The sequence below is a fragment of the Halarchaeum salinum genome, assembly GCF_039520965.1.
In the GTDB taxonomy this organism is placed as follows: Archaea; Halobacteriota; Halobacteria; order Halobacteriales; family Halobacteriaceae; genus Halarchaeum; species Halarchaeum salinum.
This window is the reverse complement of sequence record NZ_BAAABL010000042.1, coordinates 148,759-167,883: the sequence shown is the minus strand read 5'-3', so window position 1 is coordinate 167,883 and position 19,125 is coordinate 148,759. Positions and strand designations below refer to the sequence as shown.

The 19,125-nt window shown below is 67.0% G+C and carries 19 protein-coding genes; 10 read left to right on the top strand and 9 right to left on the bottom strand.

The window, feature by feature from the left end; translation table 11 throughout:
* The first annotated feature begins 58 nt into the window (after nt 1-58).
* Nucleotides 59-2,062, top strand: a complete 2,004-nt coding sequence (gene acs, locus ABDZ36_RS06665; protein ID WP_211311285.1) for an acetate--CoA ligase — start codon at nt 59-61, stop codon at nt 2,060-2,062.
* Nucleotides 2,063-2,126: 64 nt separating this feature from the next.
* Nucleotides 2,127-2,792, top strand: a complete 666-nt coding sequence (locus tag ABDZ36_RS06660; RefSeq protein ID WP_211311284.1) for a haloacid dehalogenase type II — start codon at nt 2,127-2,129, stop codon at nt 2,790-2,792.
* 80 nt (nt 2,793-2,872) lie between these two features.
* On the opposite strand, the gene ABDZ36_RS06655 is transcribed toward ABDZ36_RS06660, so the two are convergent.
* The 6 genes from ABDZ36_RS06655 to coxB form a co-directional block, all read right to left on the bottom strand.
* Nucleotides 2,873-3,169: a DUF7520 family protein gene (locus tag ABDZ36_RS06655; protein ID WP_211311283.1), complete on the bottom strand. Its 297-nt coding sequence runs from the start codon at nt 3,167-3,169 to the stop codon at nt 2,873-2,875.
* A 197-nt stretch (nt 3,170-3,366) separates the two neighbouring features.
* Complete coding sequence (locus ABDZ36_RS06650) at nt 3,367-5,130, bottom strand: cbb3-type cytochrome c oxidase subunit I (RefSeq protein ID WP_343749249.1); 1,764 nt, start codon at nt 5,128-5,130, stop codon at nt 3,367-3,369.
* A 73-nt stretch (nt 5,131-5,203) separates the two neighbouring features.
* Nucleotides 5,204-5,452: a DUF6684 family protein gene (locus ABDZ36_RS06645; protein WP_211311282.1), complete on the bottom strand. Its 249-nt coding sequence runs from the start codon at nt 5,450-5,452 to the stop codon at nt 5,204-5,206.
* Between the two features lie 46 nt (nt 5,453-5,498).
* Nucleotides 5,499-5,858 carry a DUF7541 family protein gene (locus tag ABDZ36_RS06640; protein ID WP_211311281.1) on the bottom strand — a complete coding sequence of 120 codons (360 nt, stop codon included), beginning with the start codon at nt 5,856-5,858 and terminating at the stop codon, nt 5,499-5,501.
* Nucleotides 5,859-5,913: 55 nt separating this feature from the next.
* The gene (locus ABDZ36_RS06635) at nt 5,914-6,780 is read right to left on the bottom strand and encodes a cytochrome c oxidase subunit 3 (protein ID WP_211311280.1); all 867 of its coding nucleotides are present in this window, start codon (nt 6,778-6,780) and stop codon (nt 5,914-5,916) included.
* 126 nt (nt 6,781-6,906) lie between these two features.
* A complete protein-coding gene (coxB, locus tag ABDZ36_RS06630) occupies nt 6,907-7,794 on the bottom strand; it encodes a cytochrome c oxidase subunit II (RefSeq protein WP_211311279.1) in 888 nt (295 codons plus the stop codon).
* A gap of 139 nt (nt 7,795-7,933) precedes the next feature.
* Here coxB and ABDZ36_RS06625 point away from each other — a divergent pair, with 139 nt between their 5' ends.
* The 4 genes from ABDZ36_RS06625 to ABDZ36_RS06610 are packed head-to-tail and all read left to right on the top strand — an operon-like array spanning nt 7,934 to nt 11,675.
* Nucleotides 7,934-9,292: a heme o synthase gene (locus ABDZ36_RS06625; RefSeq protein ID WP_343749248.1), complete on the top strand. Its 1,359-nt coding sequence runs from the start codon at nt 7,934-7,936 to the stop codon at nt 9,290-9,292.
* Nucleotides 9,293-9,296: 4 nt separating this feature from the next.
* Nucleotides 9,297-9,944 carry a DUF7546 family protein gene (locus tag ABDZ36_RS06620; protein ID WP_211311277.1) on the top strand — a complete coding sequence of 216 codons (648 nt, stop codon included), beginning with the start codon at nt 9,297-9,299 and terminating at the stop codon, nt 9,942-9,944.
* 49 nt (nt 9,945-9,993) lie between these two features.
* Nucleotides 9,994-10,914 (top strand): ABC transporter ATP-binding protein, encoded by a 921-nt coding sequence (locus tag ABDZ36_RS06615; protein ID WP_211311276.1) that lies wholly within the window; start codon nt 9,994-9,996, stop codon nt 10,912-10,914.
* Nucleotides 10,911-11,675: an ABC transporter permease gene (locus ABDZ36_RS06610; RefSeq protein ID WP_211311275.1), complete on the top strand. Its 765-nt coding sequence runs from the start codon at nt 10,911-10,913 to the stop codon at nt 11,673-11,675. The genes ABDZ36_RS06615 and ABDZ36_RS06610 overlap by 4 nt, the downstream gene beginning before the upstream one ends.
* Here the strand turns inward: ABDZ36_RS06610 and ABDZ36_RS06605 are convergent.
* From ABDZ36_RS06605 to ABDZ36_RS06595, 3 genes are all read right to left on the bottom strand, one after another.
* Entirely contained in the window at nt 11,672-12,277 is a 606-nt protein-coding gene (locus ABDZ36_RS06605) for a DUF420 domain-containing protein (protein ID WP_211311274.1), read from the bottom strand. The two genes, ABDZ36_RS06610 and ABDZ36_RS06605, sit on opposite strands and share 4 nt — an antisense overlap.
* A gap of 172 nt (nt 12,278-12,449) precedes the next feature.
* Complete coding sequence (locus ABDZ36_RS06600; RefSeq protein WP_211311273.1) at nt 12,450-12,734, bottom strand: DUF7111 family protein; 285 nt, start codon at nt 12,732-12,734, stop codon at nt 12,450-12,452.
* A gap of 44 nt (nt 12,735-12,778) precedes the next feature.
* Nucleotides 12,779-13,363, bottom strand: a complete 585-nt coding sequence (locus ABDZ36_RS06595; RefSeq protein ID WP_211311272.1) for an LOG family protein — start codon at nt 13,361-13,363, stop codon at nt 12,779-12,781.
* A 122-nt stretch (nt 13,364-13,485) separates the two neighbouring features.
* Between ABDZ36_RS06595 and ABDZ36_RS06590 the strand changes: the two genes are divergently transcribed.
* From ABDZ36_RS06590 to ABDZ36_RS06575, 4 genes are all read left to right on the top strand, one after another.
* Nucleotides 13,486-14,265 (top strand): sulfite exporter TauE/SafE family protein, encoded by a 780-nt coding sequence (locus ABDZ36_RS06590; protein ID WP_211311271.1) that lies wholly within the window; start codon nt 13,486-13,488, stop codon nt 14,263-14,265.
* 9 nt (nt 14,266-14,274) lie between these two features.
* Entirely contained in the window at nt 14,275-16,794 is a 2,520-nt protein-coding gene (locus tag ABDZ36_RS06585) for a heavy metal translocating P-type ATPase (protein ID WP_211311270.1), read from the top strand.
* A 122-nt stretch (nt 16,795-16,916) separates the two neighbouring features.
* Nucleotides 16,917-17,768 (top strand): class 1 fructose-bisphosphatase, encoded by an 852-nt coding sequence (locus ABDZ36_RS06580; protein ID WP_343749265.1) that lies wholly within the window; start codon nt 16,917-16,919, stop codon nt 17,766-17,768.
* A 51-nt stretch (nt 17,769-17,819) separates the two neighbouring features.
* On the top strand, nt 17,820-19,079 hold the full coding sequence (locus ABDZ36_RS06575; protein ID WP_211311269.1) for a Glu/Leu/Phe/Val family dehydrogenase: 1,260 nt from the start codon (nt 17,820-17,822) through the stop codon (nt 19,077-19,079).
* The last annotated feature ends 46 nt before the right edge of the window (nt 19,080-19,125 follow it).

Here is a 19,125-nt window from a genome sequence, read left to right as displayed (position 1 = left end):
ACCCTCATTATCCATCGATGATTTTTATACTCACCTCCGTGTATTGTATATACGAACCATGACCGACGAGGGATCCAACGACGACGTAGAGCTCGAGGTTCGGCTCGCGGAACAGGACGAGTTCGAGCCGCCCGAATCGTTCGTCGAACAGGCCAACGTCACGGACGCGGGGATCTACGAGGAGTTCGAGGAGAACTGGCCCGACTGTTGGGAGGGCGCTGCCGATCTGCTCTCGTGGGACGAGGACTACGAGACGGTGCTCGACGACTCGAACCCGCCGTTCTACGAGTGGTTCACCGGCGGCAAACTGAACGCCTCGTACAACTGTATCGACCGCCACCTCCCCGAGCGTGCCGACGAGGCTGCCCTTGAGTGGGTCGGCGAACCGGTCGAGGAGGACAACCGAACGATAACCTACGAGGAACTCCACCGCGAGGTCAACGAGGCCGCCGCCGTACTTCGCGACCTCGGCGTCGGTGAGGACGACATCGTGACGCTGTACATGCCGATGATCCCGCAGCTCCCCATCGTCATGCTCGCCTGCGCGCGCATCGGCGCGCCCCACTCCGTCGTCTTCGCCGGCTTCTCCGCCGAAGCGCTCGCCACGCGGATGAACGCCGCCGACTCCGAATACCTCGTCACCTGCGACGGCTACTACCGCCGCGGCGACCCCCTCGATCACCTCGAGAAGACCAACACGGGTCTCGCGGACGTCGAGCACGGCGTCGACACCGTCGTCGTCGATCGACTCGGCTCGAACGGCGACGACTTCGGTCACGACCTCGCGGACGACCAGCACGACTACGACGACCTGCTCGCCGACCACGAGGGCGCGACGGTCGAACCGGTCGAGCGCGACGCCGAGGACATGCTCTTCCTCATGTACACCTCCGGCACGACCGGCCAGCCGAAGGGAGTGAAGCACACCACCGCCGGCTACCTCGCATGGACGGCGTGGACCTCGCAGAGCGTCCTCGACATTAAGCCGGAGGATACCTACTTCTGTGCGGCCGACATCGGGTGGATCACCGGGCACTCCTACATCGTCTACGGCCCGCTCGCCCTCGGTACCACCTCGATGATGTACGAGGGAACGCCCGACTACCCGACCCGCGAGCGCCTCTGGGAGATCATCGAGGCGTACGAGGCCGATCAGCTCTACACCGCGCCGACGGCGATCCGCTCGTTCATGAAGTGGGGCGAAGAGTACCCCGAGCGCCACGACCTCTCCAGCCTCCGGCTCCTCGGGACCGTCGGCGAACCGATCAACCCGCGCGCGTGGAAGTGGTACTACACGCACATCGGGAACGAGGAGGCACCGATCGTCGACACCTGGTGGCAGACCGAGACCGGCGGTCACATGGTGACCACGCTCCCCGGCGTCAACGACATGAAACCCGGGAGCGCCGGCCCCGCTCTCCCCGGCCTCGACGTCCAGATCGTCGATACGTCCGGCGAGGCGGTCGAGCAGGGACGCGCGGGCTACCTCACCGTCCAGAAGCCGTGGCCGGGCATGCTTCGGACGCTCTACAACAACGACGAGCGCTTCATCGAGGAGTACTGGGCGGAGTACTCCGACACGGACAGCGACGATCCCGAGGACTGGGTCTACTTCCCCGAGGACGGTGCGAAGGTCGACGAGGACGGCTACATCACCGTACTCGGCCGCGTCGACGACGTGATCAACGTCTCGGGGCACCGTCTCGGGACGATGGAGATCGAGTCCGCCATCGTCGGCGTCGAGGGCGTCGCCGAGGCCGCCGTCGTCGGCGGCGAGCACGACTTGAAGGGCGAGGCCGTCTACGCCTACGTCATCCTCGAAGAGGGGTACGAGGGCGACGACGAGATGCGCGCGGCCATCGTCGAGGGCGTCGAGGACGCCATCGGCCCCATCGCGCGCCCCGAAGCGGTCGTCTTCACGCCCGAACTCCCGAAGACCCGCTCCGGGAAGATCATGCGCCGCCTCCTCGAAGACATCGCGAACGACGAGGAGCTCGGCGATACGTCCACGCTCCAGAACCCGGAAATCGTCGAGGACATCCGCGGGAAGTCCGACGACTGACGCGACGGCCGCGGCCCGCCGAGCGGCCGGACGGTTTAGGGGCGGCCGCCCTCATCGTTCGCGTATGGCCGACGAAGCGCTCTGCTTCGACATGTACGGCACGCTCTGTAACGTCTCCAGCGTCACGGACGCGATCGAATGCGAACTTGACGTCCCGGGCGGACTCGCGGCCGACATCGACGCCTGCTGGCGCTCCAAACAGATGGAGTACGCCTTCCACCGCGGCGCGATGGACCGCTACGAACCGTTCGACACCGTGACGCGTGAGGCGCTTGACTACGCGCTCGACTACTACGGGCTCGATACCGACGCGGCGGACGCGCTGATGACCGCGTACGACGACCTCGAACCCTACCCGGAAGTCCTCGACGCGCTCGACACGCTCAGCGCGGACCGTGACGCCGTCGTCTTCTCGAACGGGACGCCCGCGATGCTTGACGCTCTCGCCACGAACACCGGGATCGACGCACGCGTGGACGCCCTCGTCAGCGCGGACGATGTCGGCGCGCTCAAGCCCGACCCTGCCGTGTACGCCCACGTCGCGGACCAGCTCGACCGACCGCTCTCTGCGTGTCGTCTCGTCTCCTCGAACGGCTGGGACGTCGCGGGCGCGAGCGCCGCCGGGATGGCGACTGCGTGGGTGAACCGCGACAACGACCCCGCAGAGCGCGTCGGCGGGGACGCGGACCTGATCGTTGAGGATCTCGAGGTACTCGCGAGCGCGCTTTGACCTCCTCCCACCCCTGAAGGATGGGATTTCGCCTTGTACTTCTGTAACACTGCGTCCCGCGACTCGTCTCCTTCCGCTCGTCACTCCTCTGCGTCTACGTCTACGTCCGTCGGCGTCGCATCGTCGTACTGGGAGGCGTACGAGACGAGCACCAACAATACACCGAGCGTCAGCCCGACCATCACAGCCCCGTAGATCGCGAGGTTCAGCGGCGTTAGCGCGAACGTGATCGGCCCCAGCGATCCGACGGTCCCGTCGAGGACGTTCGGTCGGACGACGTAGCCGAGCACGTAGCCGAAGAGCGCGGAGACGGCTACCGCGACGGCGTAGATGACGAAAACGACGCGACGGCCCGCGGTAGACGCGATAGTGCTCACATCTGTCTCTCGGTGCCGAAGGCGATTAGCCTTTGCCGTCGCCGACCGTTCGTTCCCCTATGGAAGAGAAGGAGAAACTGCTGATCACGCTCTACGGCGTCGCCGCCACGATGCTGGTCGCGACGTTCCTCGTGGTCATCACGTAACGACCCACGCAATACGACGAAAGCGGAACCGTCACGAAAAGAACTACTGCCTCAGTCGGCCGTGTTCGACTCGACGTCGTCTGACTCTTCTTCGCCGCCGTCGGCGAGCATCGTTTGTCGCTTCCCCTCATACCACTGCCACTCGTTGCTGAACTGATCGGACTGCTTGAGGTTCCACGGGTCGGCGGAGTCGATACGCTTGCCGTACTTCGAGGACTGCCAGATGTTCCAGATGAAGGCGATCACGCCGAATGTCATGATGAACGCGCCGACCGTCGCGACGGCGTGCCACGTCATGAACTGCGGGAGGTACGTGGCGTACCGGCGCGGCATCCCACCGTAGCCGAGGATCAGCATGGCGATGAACGTGACGTTCCCACCGATGATAGAGAGCCAGAAGTGCCAGAGGGCGAGCTTCCGGTCGTACATCCGGCCGGTCATGATCGGGAACCAGTAGTACATCGCCGCGAAGAGCGCGAACCCGATCGCGCCGAAGACGATGAAGTGGAAGTGCCCGACGACGTAGTAGGTGTCCTGCATCACGAGGTCGAAGGGCACGGCGGCGAGGAAGACGCCGGTCACGCCACCGATGATGAAGTTCTGGACGAAGCCGACCGAGAACAGCATCGGTGCGGTCATCCGGAGTTTCCCGTTCCACAGCGTCGTAATCCAGTTGAACACCTTCACGGCGGATGGTATCCCGATGGCCAACGAGATCGCCATGAACGAAGCGGTCAACCGCGGGTTCATACCCGTCGTGAACATGTGGTGTGCCCACACGCCAAAGGAGAGGATCCCGATGGCGAGCGTGGAGTAGACGACGAACTTGAACCCGAAGAGCTTGCGGCCCGCGAACCTCGGGAGGATGAGGCTAACGAGCCCCATTGGTGGCAGGACGAGGATGTACACCTCAGGGTGTCCGAAGAACCAGAAGAGGTGCTGCCAGAGCATCGCGCCGCCACCTGCGCCGGCGAAGAACGTCGTCCCGAAGTTTCGATCGAGCAACAGCATGGTGATCGCTGCGGTCAGGATCGGGAAGGCGAACAGGATGAGTCCCCCCTGAGTCAGGATCGTCCAGCTGAAGATGTCGAGCTTGCTCCACGGGACGCTCACGCTATCGCGCTCGGCGACGATGGTCGCGATGAAGTTGATCGCGCCCATCGTCGTCGAGAATCCCGAGAGGTGGAACCCGAGGAGGAACACGTCGACGCCGGTCCCCTGCATCTGAGTCGAGAGGGGCGTGTAAAGCGTCCAGCTCGTCTTCGCAGCCTGAATGTCGATACCGATGAGCGGCAGGAAGAAGCCCGCCCACATCAAGATCGTGGCGAACGGGAGGATCCAGAACGCGATGGCGTTGATCCGCGGGAACGCCATGTCGTCGGCGTCGACGAGTAGCGGGATCATGTAGTTCGCGAACCCGAAGATGAGCGGGGCTGCGAACAGGAACAGCATCGTGATCCCGTGTGTGGTGAGTAGGGCGTTGTAGAGCCCGATCCCACCGAACGACGCGAGGAAGTCCATCCCCGGTGTCGTGAGTTCGACACGCATGAGCATCGCCGTGATCCCGCCCCAGGCGAACGCGACGATGCCGAAGAGCGAGTAGAGGATGCCGAGGTCCTTGTGGTCGACGGTGGTGAGCCACCGAGTCAGTCCAGCCGGTTTTTCTTCGTGCCCGTGCCCGGTGCTTTCGCCGTAGCCGCCCCCGCCGACAGGTGTGTACGCCTGCCAGTCTTCGAGGCGGGTCAGCCACCCCGCCACGATCAGGAGCAGCAGCCCCATCAGCACCGAGAAGACGAGTTCGGGGGAGACTGCCATATTCGGAAGTGGGGATCCCACGGTAAAGAAAGGTACGGGTTCGCCGGTCGTCCGAAGCCGACTCGTCAGCCGATTACGGGCCGACCTCGACGTCCTCTTCGACCTCGATCCGCCGTGCAGCGACGTACGTCAGGATCGCGAGTCCGACGAACGGGAGGACGAGGAGCGCGTACTGGAGGACTCGGCTGAAGGTCGTGTCGTTCGCCCACGGATTGGCGACGAAGAAAACAGCCGCGAAAACGACGATTATGGCGAGCGGGATGATGTTCACCGCGATGTCGAGGAGGACCTCCTTCTCGAACACGCTGGATTTGGACGTCATTGCGTGATTGTGCGGTCCCCGAGCAAATATATGTTGAGGGTTTCGCTCAGAGGTAGCCCCGCTCGTAACAGAAGAAGGCGATCGCAGCGAGTATCGCGATCCCGCCCGCGCCGGCGAGCGCGATCCCGCGGTTGAGACGCGTCGTAAAGACGAGGAGCGCGACGCCGACGCCGCTGACGAGAGCTCCCATCCCGAGCGATGCCGGCCACAGCGAGTCGACGTAGCCGGACTCACGGAGGATCCCGACAACACTCGTCTCGAGCAACAGCACACCACCGATTCCGACCGGGAGAAGGTATTTGCCGAGGAACACGCCGAACTCGGTGAGGACGAGTCCGAGCGCGACGAACACCGGCCACGGGCTCGCGCGACGATACTGTTCGCTCAGGCCCGATTGTTCTTCCATACCGATGCGTTGGAGCGCGGACGTAAGAAGCGTATCGCTCCGGGATTGTCGCCGTTCAGAACGGGCTGAACTCCGTCCCGAAGACGGAGCCGATGTAGACGACAGCGACGAGGAACAGCCAGATGGCGTCGACGAAGTGCCAGTACCACGAGACAGTCGTGACGGAGACGTGCCGGTCGGCGTCGTAGTGCCCGCGCAGCCCACGCACGAGGAGAATCCCGAGCAGGAGCACACCGAAGGACACGTGCAGTCCGTGGATCCCGGTGAGCCCGAAGAAGGCGCTCGCGAAGATCCCGGAGACGAGGGTGAACCCCTCGTGGACGATGAGCTCGTAGTACTCGTAGATCTGTCCGCCGATGAAGACGACGCCGAGGAGGAAGGTGACGAGAAGCCCTTGGATGAAGCCCTGGTGGTTCCCTTTCTGGAGTTGGCCCTCGGCCCAGTGGATAGTGAAACTGGAGAGCACGAGCAGGATCGTGTTGACGACAAGGACGCTCGTGAGGAGCCCGCTCTCGGGGAGGTACTCCGTGTGCCAGCCGCCAACACGGATGAAGAAGTAGTACGCGAAGCCGGCACCGAAGGTGGCGATGTCCGTCCCGAGGAACAGGAGCATCCCGAGCCGGAGCGACGCGCCGCCGTTGTGCGACCCGCGGTCCCAGAAGTCGACGATGAACGCCTGATAGATCCAGCCGAGCATCCCGGCGATACTGACGATCCAGCCCGCGCCGAATACGCCGAGGCCGACCGTCGTCGAGACGAGGTCGGAGCCGTGCCCGATCACGTACAACGATGCGCCGGTGTAGACGACCAGTAACCCGAGGGCCGTGACGAACGGCCACCAACTCGCCTCGCCGTAGCCGCGCGGCCAGTCGCGGACGGCGGGCAGGAAGTGTGCGTGGTCGTCGCTTTCCTCCGTAGCCATATACTGGCGGGTAACGCGGGATACGTTAAAAAACCTCCCAACTGAGTCCGATTCCGGCGTCGAGTCGAGGGATACCTCTCGCCATCGAGAATACGTACCGCGGTGGAAAACGGAATCGAGACGGGGTCAGACCGACGGTGCCGCGAGCGCCGCAGTCCCGTCGGTCGTGGTCGCGTTCGTCGTCGTTGCGTTCGACGTAGTCGTGGTCGCGTTCGTCGTTGCCGCGCTGGACGGACTCGACGATTCTGAGCTACTCGATCCGCTGGCCTCCTGTTGGGCCTGCTGGGCCTGCTGGCTCGCCCACTGCTCGTACGTCGTCTGGTTCTTCACGATGACGTCGGCGAGCATGTTGGAGTGACCCGCTCCACAGAACTCCGCACAGTAGAGGACGTACGGCTCCTCGCGGACGGAGTCGCTATTGATCTCGGTCGCGATGTACGTCGTCCGGGCGGGGAAGGCGTCCTTCTTCAGTCCGAGTGCGGGGATGTGGACGGAGTGGAGCACGTCGCGTGACGTGACCCGTAACACCACCTGTTTCTCGGCGGGGAGAACGAGCTTACTGGACGTGAAGTTCGTCCCATCGTGCTGGTAGTGGAACTGCCACGACCACTGGTAGGAGTCGACGTGGACGACGGTCGTGTCGGGCTGCTCCATCATCTGCTGGGAGTCCTCCTGGGACGAGAGAACGTACGGCGATCCCATTGCGCCGTACGCGACGAGACCGACGAACAACAGGACGACTGCGGTCGCGGCGGTCCACGTGATTTCGAGACGACGGTTCTCCTGAGTGGGCTTCGCTTCGTCGGCCTTCCGGAACTTCCAGATGGCGTAGAAGAGGACCCCTTCGACGATGATCGTGATGGGAAGTGCGACGGCGAGCAGTAGATTGCTGACGTTGTTGATGTACTGGCTCGTCACCGACGACGCCGCGGCGGCCGGTTGTGCGGCGACGACGAACGGCACCAGCCCCATCAGTCCCATCGTAAGGACGGACGAGAGCCGCTTCCGGGACATTGCTATCCGATCGTTGGGAAGTGCCGGACAAGTAACTACCGACTCGGGCTCCGTGGGCGGGAGTCGGGGGGGATAAGTACGCCCCGACCCAACCCTCGACAGAGTCATCGTGCGACCGATACGTCCCCGTCTCACCCACGTGCTCGTCGCCGCGATCCTCGGCGTCTATGCGCTCCTCGTCGTCGGTGCGACGACGGCGCTGACGGACGCCGCTGCGGCCTGTCAGACGTGGCCGGCCTGCGAGGGCCAGTGGTTCGCACTCACCTCGTTCCCGCTGGAGGTCGTCTGGGCACACCGCCTCCTCGCGGTCCTCGTCGGGGTGTTCCTCGTGGGGACGGTCGCGCTCGCGTACGTCGACGACACTGACACCCGCGTCCTGGGGGCGATCGGTGTCGCGCTCGTCTGCTATCCGCTGCAAGTCGCTGTCGGCGCGCTCGCCGCGACGAATGCCGTTGCCTACGTCCCAGCGGTTCACCTTGGACTCGGCGTCGCCATCTTCGCCGCGCTCGTGGTCGCGCTCGCGTGGGCGCTCGAATCGCGGACCGCCGACGAACCCTCCGCGGAGTGGGACGGCGAACCGAAGGACGGCGACGATCCCGCGCCGTCGGCGGCCGCATCGTCACCCGGCGACCTCGGGTGGCGCGCGCTCGCCGGTGCCTACTTCCGGATGATGAAACCGCGGCTGATGTGGCTGCTCTGCCTCGTCGCCTCGGCGGGGATGGCGCTTGCAGCCGGTCCCGCCCTCGACTCGCGGACGGTCGTCCTCACTCTCCTCGGCGGCGTGCTCTCGATCGGCGCGAGCGGGACGTTCAACCACGTCCTAGAGCGCGACGTCGACCGGAAGATGAACCGCACCGCGGACCGGCCGCTGGCGAACGACGCGATCCCGAAGCGGAACGCGCTCGCATTCGGTGCCTTCCTCGCCCTCGCCTCCATCACCGTCTTCTCCCGACTCGGCTTGCTCACCGCGTTCCTCGGTCTGACGGCGATCGTCTTCTACTCCGTCGTGTACACGCTTGTCTTGAAGCCGAACACCGTCCAGAACACCGTCATCGGTGGTGCTGCGGGCGCACTTCCGGCACTCATCGGGTGGTCGGCCGTCACGGGGTCGATCGGGGTCCCGGCGCTCGCGCTCGCCGGCGTCATCTTCCTCTGGACGCCCGCACACTTCTACAACCTCGCGCTCGCCTACCGCGACGACTACGAGCGCGGCGGCTTCCCGATGATGCCGGTCGTCCGCGGGGCCGCGGTCACGCGCAAGCACATCGTCGGCTGGCTCGGCGCGACGCTCGTCGGCGCGGCCATCCTCGCCGCCGTGGCTGACCTTGGTTGGATCTACGCCGCGACCGTCGTCGCGCTCGGCGGCGTCTTCCTCTGGATGGTCGTTCGGCTCCACGAGGAGCGCGATCGGGCCGCCGCGATGCGCTCGTTCCACGCCTCGAACGCCTTCCTCGGCGCGATGCTCGTCGCCGTTCTCGTCGATGCACTCGTGATCTGACGCGATGCACCCGACCATCGACCACGTCCCGACGCCCGACACCGCGACGCTCCTCCGCTGGGGCGCGGTGGTGAACGCGGAGATCCTGGTGACGCTCGCGTACGTCCTGCTCTCGCCGAACATTCCGACGGACCCACTCGTCTACGTCTACCCGTGGGTGTGGGTGACCGTCGCCGCGTGGGCGGTTCTGCGCGTTCGGCCGACGCCGACGTCGCAGCGCGTCCGCTGGGCCGCGGCCGTCGTCGGTATCGTGTACTTTCTCCTCGTCGGCTACGCCGGTGGCCTCTATCACCTCTCCGGAGCGGGCCTCGGCCTCTCGATCCACTGGCTCCCGCCGGGATGGGGGCCAGCACCCGTGTACAGCGCGAGCGCGTTCACTGTCGTCCTCATGCCGTTCAAAGTCGTGGGGTACGCCGCGCTCGCCTACCTCGTCTCCGTCACCGTCCGAGACGCCTCGGCGTCCGCGCTCTCCGGGCTCGTCGGCCTCGTCTCCTGTGTCTCCTGTACGTGGCCGGTGCTCGCGACGATCGCGACGGGGCTCTTCGGCAGCGCCTCGGCCCTCTCGTCGCTCGCGATGACCCGCGCGTACGGCGTTTCGACGGTTGTCTTCGTCGTCTCCGTCCTCGCGCTAACGTGGCGACCGACGCGCTAGCGCGAGAGCGATACCCTTACCGCGCCCTCGCACCCACACTCGAGTAGTGATGGCTCCGGTCGTAGTCGCCGACGACGTCTCCGAGCGCTACGGTGACACCGTCGCGCTCGACGGCGTTTCGCTGACCGTCGAGGCGGGCGAGGTGTTCGCGCTCATCGGGCCGAACGGTGCCGGCAAGACGACGCTTACGCGCTGTCTCACGGGCACGCGAACCCCGGATAGCGGGCGCGTCGAACTGCTCGACGAGGCCCCGAACGAGGCTGCAAAAGAGCGTCTCGGCCTGCTCCCGCAGGACTTCAACCCCCCCGATCGGTTGAGCGCGCGCGAGCTCGTCGCCTACTACGCCGGTCTCTACGACGACGCGCGCGACCCCGATGACCTCCTTCGAACCGTCGGCATGGACCCCGACATCGAGACGTGGTACGGCGACCTGAGCGGCGGCGAGCAGCGCCGTACCTGCGTCGCGGCGTCGCTCGCGAACGATCCGGACGTCCTCTTCGTCGACGAGCCGACGACGGGGATCGACCCCGCGGGACGACGCGCGCTCTGGGACGTCTTCGAGGCTCTCGCGGATCGTGGAACGACCGTCTTCCTCACGACGCACTACATGGCGGAGGCCGAGCGCCTCGCGGACCGCGTTGGCCTCCTCGCGGACGGCGAACTCGTCGCGACGGGCTCGCCCGCCAGCCTCATCGCCGAGTACGGCGGCGAGCAGTACGTGTCGGTGGAGACGGAAGCTGATCCGGCTGCCCTCGACGACCTCGACTATGACGTGACGCGCGAAGGTGATTCGCTTCACATACTCGGCGTTGAACCGACCGAGATCGGTGACCTCGCCGCCGAGCTCGACGTCCGCGGGATCGACTTCGACGCGCTCGCGTGGACGGAGCCCGATCTGGAGGATGTCTACCTCCGGCTGGCCGACGACCCGACGCTCGCGACGACGGATACAGCGGGGATCAAGGCGTGACACGTATATCCCGAATCGCGGCAGAGGCGCGCGCTGCCTACAAGTCGTTCGTCCGGCGGCGCGTCGCCGTCTTCTTCACGTTCTTCTTCCCGATCCTGCTTATCGTCATCTTCGCGGGGCTCGTCCGCACGGGCGGGGGCGGGACGGGGATGTTCAGTCAGCCGCCGGGCTACTACGTGCCCGCGTACCTCGCCGTCGTCGTCCTGTTCACCCCGCTCTCGCGTGTCGGGAGCGAGGTGGCACGCTTCCGCGAGGGCAACCGCTTCGAGAAGCTCGCGGCGTCGCCGATGCGCCGCTGGGAGTGGCTCGTCGCCCAGACCGCCGTCAACACCGTGCTCATCGCGCTCGCCTGCGCGGTGTTGCTCGCCCTCCTCGCCGCCACGGGCGCGCAGTTCCGGCTCTCCCCGTGGCTCGTCCCGTTCGTGCTCACGGGTTCGGTGTTGTTCTGTGGGGTCGGCGCGATCCTCGGATCGCTCGCGGATAGCCAGGACGGCGCGATCACGGCGTCGAACGGGATCGCGCTTCCGCTCCTCTTCCTCTCGAACACCTTCCTCGGCCCCGCATCGCTCCCCGCGTGGTTCCGCCCCGTGACGGATCTCTCGCCGCTCAGCTACTTCGCGTACGGCGTGCGTGCGGCGACGTATCCGGGGAGCCACGCCGGGTGGCCGGGGTCGGTCGCCGCCGATTACGCGGTCCTGCTCGTCCTCGCGGTCGCCGCGTTCGCGCTCGGCGCGTGGCTCATCCCGTGGGCGGAGCGCTAGCGGACCATCGGCGTCCACGAGTACATGTGATTCAGCATCCAGTAGGTGACGACGCCGAGGGCGAGGCTGAGCGTCCACGATGCGACGGCGATCTTCCCGACGGTCGGGTGTGACGTGCTGGGGAGTTCGTCGGGATCGTGGGTGAGCCCGAGGACGACCGCGTGGAGGACGACCGGCACGGAGACCACGCTCAGGAGGATGTGGATGGCGAGCATCGCGATGTAGGCCCCGTGGACGATGTCGGCGTACTGCCAGAGGAACTGCCCCTGCTCGATGACGATCCGCTTCTCGAAGCCGCCTCCGACCTTCCAGAGGTAGACGACGAGAAAGGCCATAATGAGCGCGAACGCTGTCAACATCGCCGCGCGGTGCGTGCGGACCTTCCCCTGCCGGATGCAGTAGTACCCGACGAGCAGCGCGCTCAGTGCGCAGGTGTTGATGACGGCGATGAGGTCCGAGAAGAGCAACACCGTCTCCCGACTGATCTCGGGAAAGATCGGCACGACACCGGCGAACGTCCCGATGACGAGTGCGTAGCCGACGACGGAGATGGCGGCCGTCACCCACCGCGGATGGGCGCGAACCGCGCCGCGTGCGTTCATACGTCGCGTTGCGGTGCGCGCGCCTTATCCTGCGCGCTTCGTCGCAGCCGGCTTGTCGGCTGCGCGGCGGGCACGCGCCGCCGACCGGTATCGCGGCGACGATAGAGTGACGACGATAGAGTGACGACGATAGCGCGGCGACGATAGAGTGACGACGACGGCGCAGCGCGCCCTACATCCCCATGTCCGCCGCCGCGTCGGGGATGGGAAGGGCGTTCGGGTCGACGCCGAGGAGTTCGGCGGCGTGATCGAGCGCCATGTCGAATCCATAGTAGCGTTCGAGCTCGTCGCCGTCGGCGCTCGGCCGGACCTTCAGCATCGCGTACCCCTCACGGTTCTGCGCGACGCAGGCGGTTCGTCCATCGCCTTCAAACTCCAGTACGCGCTCCTCCGCGGTCTCGTGGTAGCGCGCCGTGATGCCGTCGGCCTCGACGGTGTCGGCGTCCGTGTCGGTCATCATCGGCGATTCTCGCGCCCGGTAAGTCAGGCTGTCGGCTCGCCTCAGGTCTCCTCGGTGTCTTCCAGCACTGACTTCACGGACGGGGCCTCGTACGACTCGTAGACGTCGAAGAGGTCGTCGACCCCGTCCGCGAACGTCACCATCTCGCGGTGTTTCGACTCAACGAACCCCTCGCGCTCCTGGTGGTCGAAGAACGCCGCGAGGTCGTCGTAGTAGCCCGCGACGTTGAGGAACCCGCACGGGTCGTCGTGGAAGCCGAGCTGGGCCCACGTGAGCACCTCGACGATCTCCTCCAGGGTGCCGAAGCCACCGGGGAGCGCGACGAAGCCGTCCGCGAGCGCCGCCATCCGGGCCTTTCGGGCGTGCATCGACTCGACGACGTCGAGGTCGGTGAGTCCCTCGTGGGCGATCTCCTTCGCTTCGAGCGATTCGGGGATGACGCCGTGGGCCTCGCCGCCGGCGGCGAGCGTCGCGTTCGCCACCTCGCCCATCAGGCCGACGCGACCGCCGCCGTAGACCAGCGTCACGTCGCGACGGGCGAGTTCGCGCCCCAACTCCTCGGCGGCGGCGCGGTACGCGGGACGCTCCCCCGGGCTCGATCCACAGTAGACGCAGAGCGCGTTCATACCTGTTCGTCCGCCGCCGCGCCGATAAATCCTCCCGGATCGTGCGTCCCCGATACGACCGCGTTCTCGGCCCCGAACCCGGTGAGGGTTTAGGCCCGAACACCGTAGCCACGAGCGAACAGATGCCCCCGCTCGTCGCGCCGACCGAACTCGCGCTCTTCGCGCTCGTGGGGTTGCTCGGTGGCGCACACTGCCTCGGGATGTGCGGGCCGCTCGTCACGACGTACGCCGAGCGGATGCCGTCCGACTCGGGGGGCCCCTCGTGGTTCGAGGTCCGCCAGCACGCCCTGTTCAACGTCGGGCGAACGGCGAGCTATGCGCTCGTCGGCGGCCTCTTGGGCCTCGTGGGCGCAACCGTCTACGCGGGCGCGGGGGTCGCACTCGGCGGCACAGGCGTAGGCGACCTTCTCCGCGGGGTCGTCGGCGTCGCCATCGGTTGCGTCGTGATCGCTGTCGGGCTAACGCGCGTCCTCGGATACGACCGCCTCCACGGCCTCGTCCCGGTCTCGCTCGGCGTCGGGACAGTCTTCTCACGGGTCGCCGGCTACGCGAGCGCACGCGTCGACGACTACGCGACCGGCCCGAAGATCGCCCTGCTCGGCGCGATCCACGCCTTCCTCCCGTGTCCACTTCTCTACCCGGCGTTCGTCTACGCGCTCGGGCAGGGACGACCCGTGGCTGGCGCGTTGAACCTCGCCGCGCTCGGCGTCGGGACGATCCCCACGATGTTCCTCTACGGGACCGTGTTGGGTTCGGTGCCGGCGGCGCGACGCGCGGCCGCCCACCGCGTCCTCGGCGGGGCATTCGTCCTGTTGGGCCTTGTCCCGCTCCTCGCCGGCCTCGGCCTGCTCGGGGTCCCGGTCCCGCACTTCCACATCCCGCACTACGCCGCAACGCCGTAACACGACACCATGACCGATACGACCGACACCTGCACGCTCTGTGACCTCCCGATCCGCGGCGAGCCCGTGACGGACGACGACGGGTCCATCGACGGCTCGTTCTGCTGTCAGGGGTGTCTTGAGGTGTACCGCACGCTCGGCGATACCGACCCGGAGGCGGTCTCCGCGGACGACCTCGCTGAGGGTGACGACGAACCCGGCCGCGACGTCCCCGACGACGCCGAGACGGCGTTCCTGGCGGTCGATGGCATGCACTGTACGGCCTGCGAGGCGTTCTTGGAGACGACCGCGCGGGACGGTGACGGGGTCTACGACGCCGAGGCGAGCTACACGACGGAGATGCTGAAGGTCACCTACGACGACGGGATGACCGACGAGGACGCGATCGCCGAATCGGTGAGTCGCCTCGGCTACCGCGCGAACGTCCCGGAGGTGGGGACGGCCGCAGCCGAGGAGGAACGCTTTGGCCGCGACGAACTCCGGACCGTTCTCGGCGTCCTCGGCGCGATGTCGGTGATGATGATCTACGTCCTCTTCGTCTACCCGAGCTATCTCGGAATCTACTCGGAGTCGTTCCTCCGCGAGCCGGCGACGCACATGATGGTCTTCGTCCCCATCCCGCTGCTCTCGACGTTCGTCGTCTTCTTCGTCGGCTACCCGATCATCCGCTCGGCGTACGTCAGCCTGCGGGCGGGGACGCCGAGCATGGACGTCCTCGTCGCGGGCGGCGCGCTCGCCTCGTACGCCTACTCGATGTACGTCGTCGTGACCGGGGGGGTTGTCATCTACTTCGACGTCGCGGTCGCCATCGTCGCCGTCGTGACGCTCGGCGACTTCGTCCAGCGCCGCGTGAAGCGCCGCGCACTCGGCTCGGTCGGCGACCTCGACTTCGGACGCGTGACGAGCGCGCTCGTCCGCGACGACGTGGGGACGCACGAGGTCGATGTCGACGCCCTCGAACCCGGCGACGAGGTCGTCGTGAAACGCGGCGAGCGCGTCCCGCTCGACGGGACGATCGTTGAGGGCGAGGCCGCGCTCGACGAGGCGCTTGTGACTGGCGAATCCGTCCCCGAGGCGAAGGGGGCGGGCGACGCGGTCATCGGCGGCTCGGTCGCCACGGACGGCCGGCTCGTCGTCCGCGTCGGCGAGCGCGCGGCGAGCACGTACGACCGGCTGCTCGCGCAGCTGTGGAACGTCCAGTCGGGCTCCGGGGGGACACAGCGCCTCGCGGACACGATCGCCGCGCTCTTCGTGCCCTTCGTCCTCACATTGGCCGTCCTCGTTGCCGCCGGCTGGCTCCTCACGGGCGCGCCCGTCCGCGAGGCGCTCACGATCGGTGTCTCCGTGCTCGTCGTCTCCTGTCCGTGCTCGTTCGGCCTTGCGACACCGGTCGCCGTGGCCGCCGGCGTCTCGCGCGCTGCGGACGACGGCGTGCTCGTGACGAACACGGACGCCGTGGCCTCGCTCGCGGACGTGGACGTCGTCGCCTTCGACAAGACCGGCACGCTCACCGAGGGCCGGATGCGCGTCACCGACGTCGCGATCGCCGACGCTTCCGAAGACGACGTCCTCCGCTACGCGGCGGCGATTGAAGGTGAGGCGAACCACCCGGTCGCGGACGCCGTCGTGGACCACGCAGAACGGCGCGACGCGCGCACGCCCGGCGACGGCGCGGGTCGCGATATGGCGAGCGACGGCGGGCAGTCCGCCACGACTGACGACCCGATAGACGAGGACGACACCGCGACCGACGACTCAATGGACGACACCGCGACCGACGCGCTACGCGTCGCGGACTTCGAGGAGCGCCGACGTGGGGCGATTGGGACCGTCGACGGGGCGCGCATCCTCGTCGGCCATCCCGCCCTGTTCGCGACCGACGACTGGAGCGTTCCCGATGCCGTCGAGCGCGCGATTGCCGACACCCGGACCAACGGGGCGATTGCGACGGTCGTCGGCTGGGACGGGGTGGCTCGTGGCGTCCTCGCGGCGCGCGACACGCCGCGTGACGACTGGCGGGAGACCGTCGAGGCGCTCGCGGGCGACGGGCGGGAGATCGTCGTCGTGACGGGCGACGATCAGTCGCGGGTGTCGGCGTTCGAAGCGCACCCGGACATCGGTGATGTGTTCGCCGGTGTGCTCCCGCAGGCGAAGGCCGCGGTCGTCGAGCGCCTCCGCGGCGCGGAGGGGACGGTGGCGATGGTGGGCGACGGGACGAACGACGCGCCCGCGCTCGCCGCCGCGGATCTCGGCGTCGCGTTCGCCTCCGGCACCGAACTCGCGACGGAGGCCGCGGACGCCACCGTCACCGAGGGCGGTCTGCGCTCCGTGCGCCGCCTGTTCGCGATCGCGACGACGACCCGCTCGCGCGTCCGGCAGAACTTCGGGTGGGCGCTCGGCTACAACGCGATCACGCTCCCGCTGGCCGCACTCGGCCTCGTCGACCCGTTGCTCGCGGCGATCGCGATGGCCGCCTCCAGCCTCCTCGTCGTCGCCAACTCCGCGCGCTCCTATCGGCTGGCCGAGTAGCTACTGGCGAAAATTAACTCGGCTCGTAGTTTCCAAACTTATGGTTTAGGGGTCTATACCGCTCGAAATCGGCCGATAGTCGGAAAGGATTAAGTCGATAGAACGGCCACGGTAAACCGATGATGATGTCCGATGGGGTGGCGGTGGCGGACGTGTTCGACGCGCTCGCCGCGGCCGCGCCAGAGATCCGGGCGGGGTTCGCCGGACGCGCCGGTGAGACCGACGACCACAACGCGACCGGCGACCGGCAGCTTCACGCGGACATCCACGCCGACGAGATCCTGCGCGACCGCGTCGGGGCGCTCGACGCCGTCGGCGAATACGCCAGCGAGGAAGCCGAGCACGTTCGGGACGTCGGCGCGGGGCCGCTCTCGGTCAGCGTCGACCCGCTCGATGGCTCCTCGAACCTGAGCGCGAACAACCCGACGGGGACCATTCTTGGCGTCTACGATGCGCCGCTCCCCGCGTCCGGCCGTGACCTCGTCGCCGCCGCGTACGTCCTCTACGGCCCGCTCACGACGATGGTGACGGCGACGGCCGACGGGGTGACGCGGTACACGATCGCTTCCGACGGCCGGCGGACTGACGAGTCCGTGTCCCTTCCCGACGACCCGACCGTGTACGGCTTCGGCGGTCGCGTCCCCGACTGGACGGTCGACTTCACCGACTACGCCCGCGCGATCAAGGACGAACTGAAACTCCGGTATAGCGGCGCGATGGTCGCCGACGTCAACCAGGTGCTCACCTACGGCGGCGTCTTCGCCTACCCGGGCCTCCGCGACCGGCCGCGCGGCAAGCTCCGCACGCAGTTCGAGGCCATCCCGATGGCGTACATCGTCGAGGCCGCCGGTGGGTCCTCGACGAACGGCGCACACTCCGTCCTCGACGCCGACCCCGACGACCTCCACAGTCGGACGCCAATCTATCTCGGCAACGACGCGCTCATCGACCGCGCGGAACGCGCACTCGACTGATCGGGCGGAGTAGGCCGCACCTTTCTTCGATCCTCGGGTTCACCACACGGTATGGCGTCCGATGAGAACCCCTTCGCGAACCTGCAAGAACAGATCGACGATGCGGCGTCGTATCTCCCCTCCGACGTCAACGCCGACGTCATCACGCGTCTCAAGAACCCCGAGCGCGTGCTGGAGACGAACCTCACCGTCGACATGGACGACGGCAGCCTCGAGACGTTCACGGCCTACCGCTCGCAGTTCAACGGTGATCGCGGCCCGTACAAGGGCGGCATCCGCTACCATCCGAACGTCTCGCGCGACGAGGTGAAGGCCCTCTCCGGGTGGATGGTGTACAAGTGCGCCGTCGTCGACATCCCGTACGGCGGGGCGAAGGGCGGGATCGTCGTCGACCCCAGCGAGTACAGCGCTGACGAGATCGAACGCCTCACGCGCTCGTTCGCCGAAGAGCTCCGCCCGATCATCGGCGAGGACCAGGACATCCCCGCACCCGACGTCAACACCGGCCAGCGGGAGATGAACTGGATCAAAAGCACCTACGAGACGCTCGAACACACCACCGAACCCGGCGTCGTCACCGGGAAGGGGATCGAGAACGGCGGAAGCGAGGGCCGCGTCGAGGCCACCGGCCGCTCCGTCATGCTCGCCGCGCGCGAACTCTTCGACTATCTCGACACGGACATCGAGGGTGCGACGGTCGCCGTCCAAGGCTACGGGAACGCCGGCTCCGTCGCCGCGACGCTCATCGACGATCTCGGCGCGAGCGTCGTCGCGGTCTCCGACTCCTCCGGTGGGATTCACGACGCGGACGGCCTCGACCCGCGCGCCGTCAAGGAGTTCAAAAACGAGACCGGGAGCGTCGCCGACTACGAGGGTGCCGAGAACGTCACTAACGACGATCTCCTCACGCTCGACGTCGATCTCCTCGTCCCCGCCGCCCTCGAAAACGCCGTCGACGAGGCGCTCGCCCGTGACGTGCAGGCCGACGCCGTCGTTGAGGCCGCGAACGGGCCGATCACTCCTGATGCCGACGACGTCCTTCGGGAGCGCGACGTCACCGTCATCCCCGACATCCTCGCGAACGCCGGCGGCGTCACCGTCTCCTACTTCGAGTGGGTCCAGAACCGCCAGCGCTTCTCCTGGTCGGAAGAGCGCGTCAACGACGAACTCGAGACCGTCATCGTTGATGCCTTCGACGGCCTCGTCGAGGCCAAGGAGACGCTCGACCTCCCGAGCTTCCGTATCGCTGCCTACGTCGTCGCCATCCAACGCGTCGTCGACGCCTACACGGGTAACGGCAACTGGCCCTGAACGCCGAGGAGAAACCGACGGCCCTACCGGATTCGAAAACCCCTAC

Coding starts and splice junctions, on each gene's coding strand:
- ABDZ36_RS06650 (WP_343749249.1), bottom strand. CDS start 5,130: ATGGCAGTCTCCCCCGAACTCGTCTTCTCGGTGCTGATGGGGCTGCTG.
- ABDZ36_RS06575 (WP_211311269.1), top strand. CDS start 17,820: ATGGCGTCCGATGAGAACCCCTTCGCGAACCTGCAAGAACAGATCGAC.
- ABDZ36_RS06585 (WP_211311270.1), top strand. CDS start 14,275: ATGACCGATACGACCGACACCTGCACGCTCTGTGACCTCCCGATCCGC.
- ABDZ36_RS06660 (WP_211311284.1), top strand. CDS start 2,127: ATGGCCGACGAAGCGCTCTGCTTCGACATGTACGGCACGCTCTGTAAC.
- ABDZ36_RS06615 (WP_211311276.1), top strand. CDS start 9,994: ATGGCTCCGGTCGTAGTCGCCGACGACGTCTCCGAGCGCTACGGTGAC.
- ABDZ36_RS06595 (WP_211311272.1), bottom strand. CDS start 13,363: ATGAACGCGCTCTGCGTCTACTGTGGATCGAGCCCGGGGGAGCGTCCC.
- ABDZ36_RS06580 (WP_343749265.1), top strand. CDS start 16,917: ATGATGTCCGATGGGGTGGCGGTGGCGGACGTGTTCGACGCGCTCGCC.
- coxB (WP_211311279.1), bottom strand. CDS start 7,794: ATGTCCCGGAAGCGGCTCTCGTCCGTCCTTACGATGGGACTGATGGGG.
- ABDZ36_RS06605 (WP_211311274.1), bottom strand. CDS start 12,277: ATGAACGCACGCGGCGCGGTTCGCGCCCATCCGCGGTGGGTGACGGCC.
- ABDZ36_RS06620 (WP_211311277.1), top strand. CDS start 9,297: ATGCACCCGACCATCGACCACGTCCCGACGCCCGACACCGCGACGCTC.
- ABDZ36_RS06645 (WP_211311282.1), bottom strand. CDS start 5,452: ATGACGTCCAAATCCAGCGTGTTCGAGAAGGAGGTCCTCCTCGACATC.
- ABDZ36_RS06640 (WP_211311281.1), bottom strand. CDS start 5,858: ATGGAAGAACAATCGGGCCTGAGCGAACAGTATCGTCGCGCGAGCCCG.
- acs (WP_211311285.1), top strand. CDS start 59: ATGACCGACGAGGGATCCAACGACGACGTAGAGCTCGAGGTTCGGCTC.
- ABDZ36_RS06635 (WP_211311280.1), bottom strand. CDS start 6,780: ATGGCTACGGAGGAAAGCGACGACCACGCACACTTCCTGCCCGCCGTC.
- ABDZ36_RS06590 (WP_211311271.1), top strand. CDS start 13,486: ATGCCCCCGCTCGTCGCGCCGACCGAACTCGCGCTCTTCGCGCTCGTG.
- ABDZ36_RS06600 (WP_211311273.1), bottom strand. CDS start 12,734: ATGACCGACACGGACGCCGACACCGTCGAGGCCGACGGCATCACGGCG.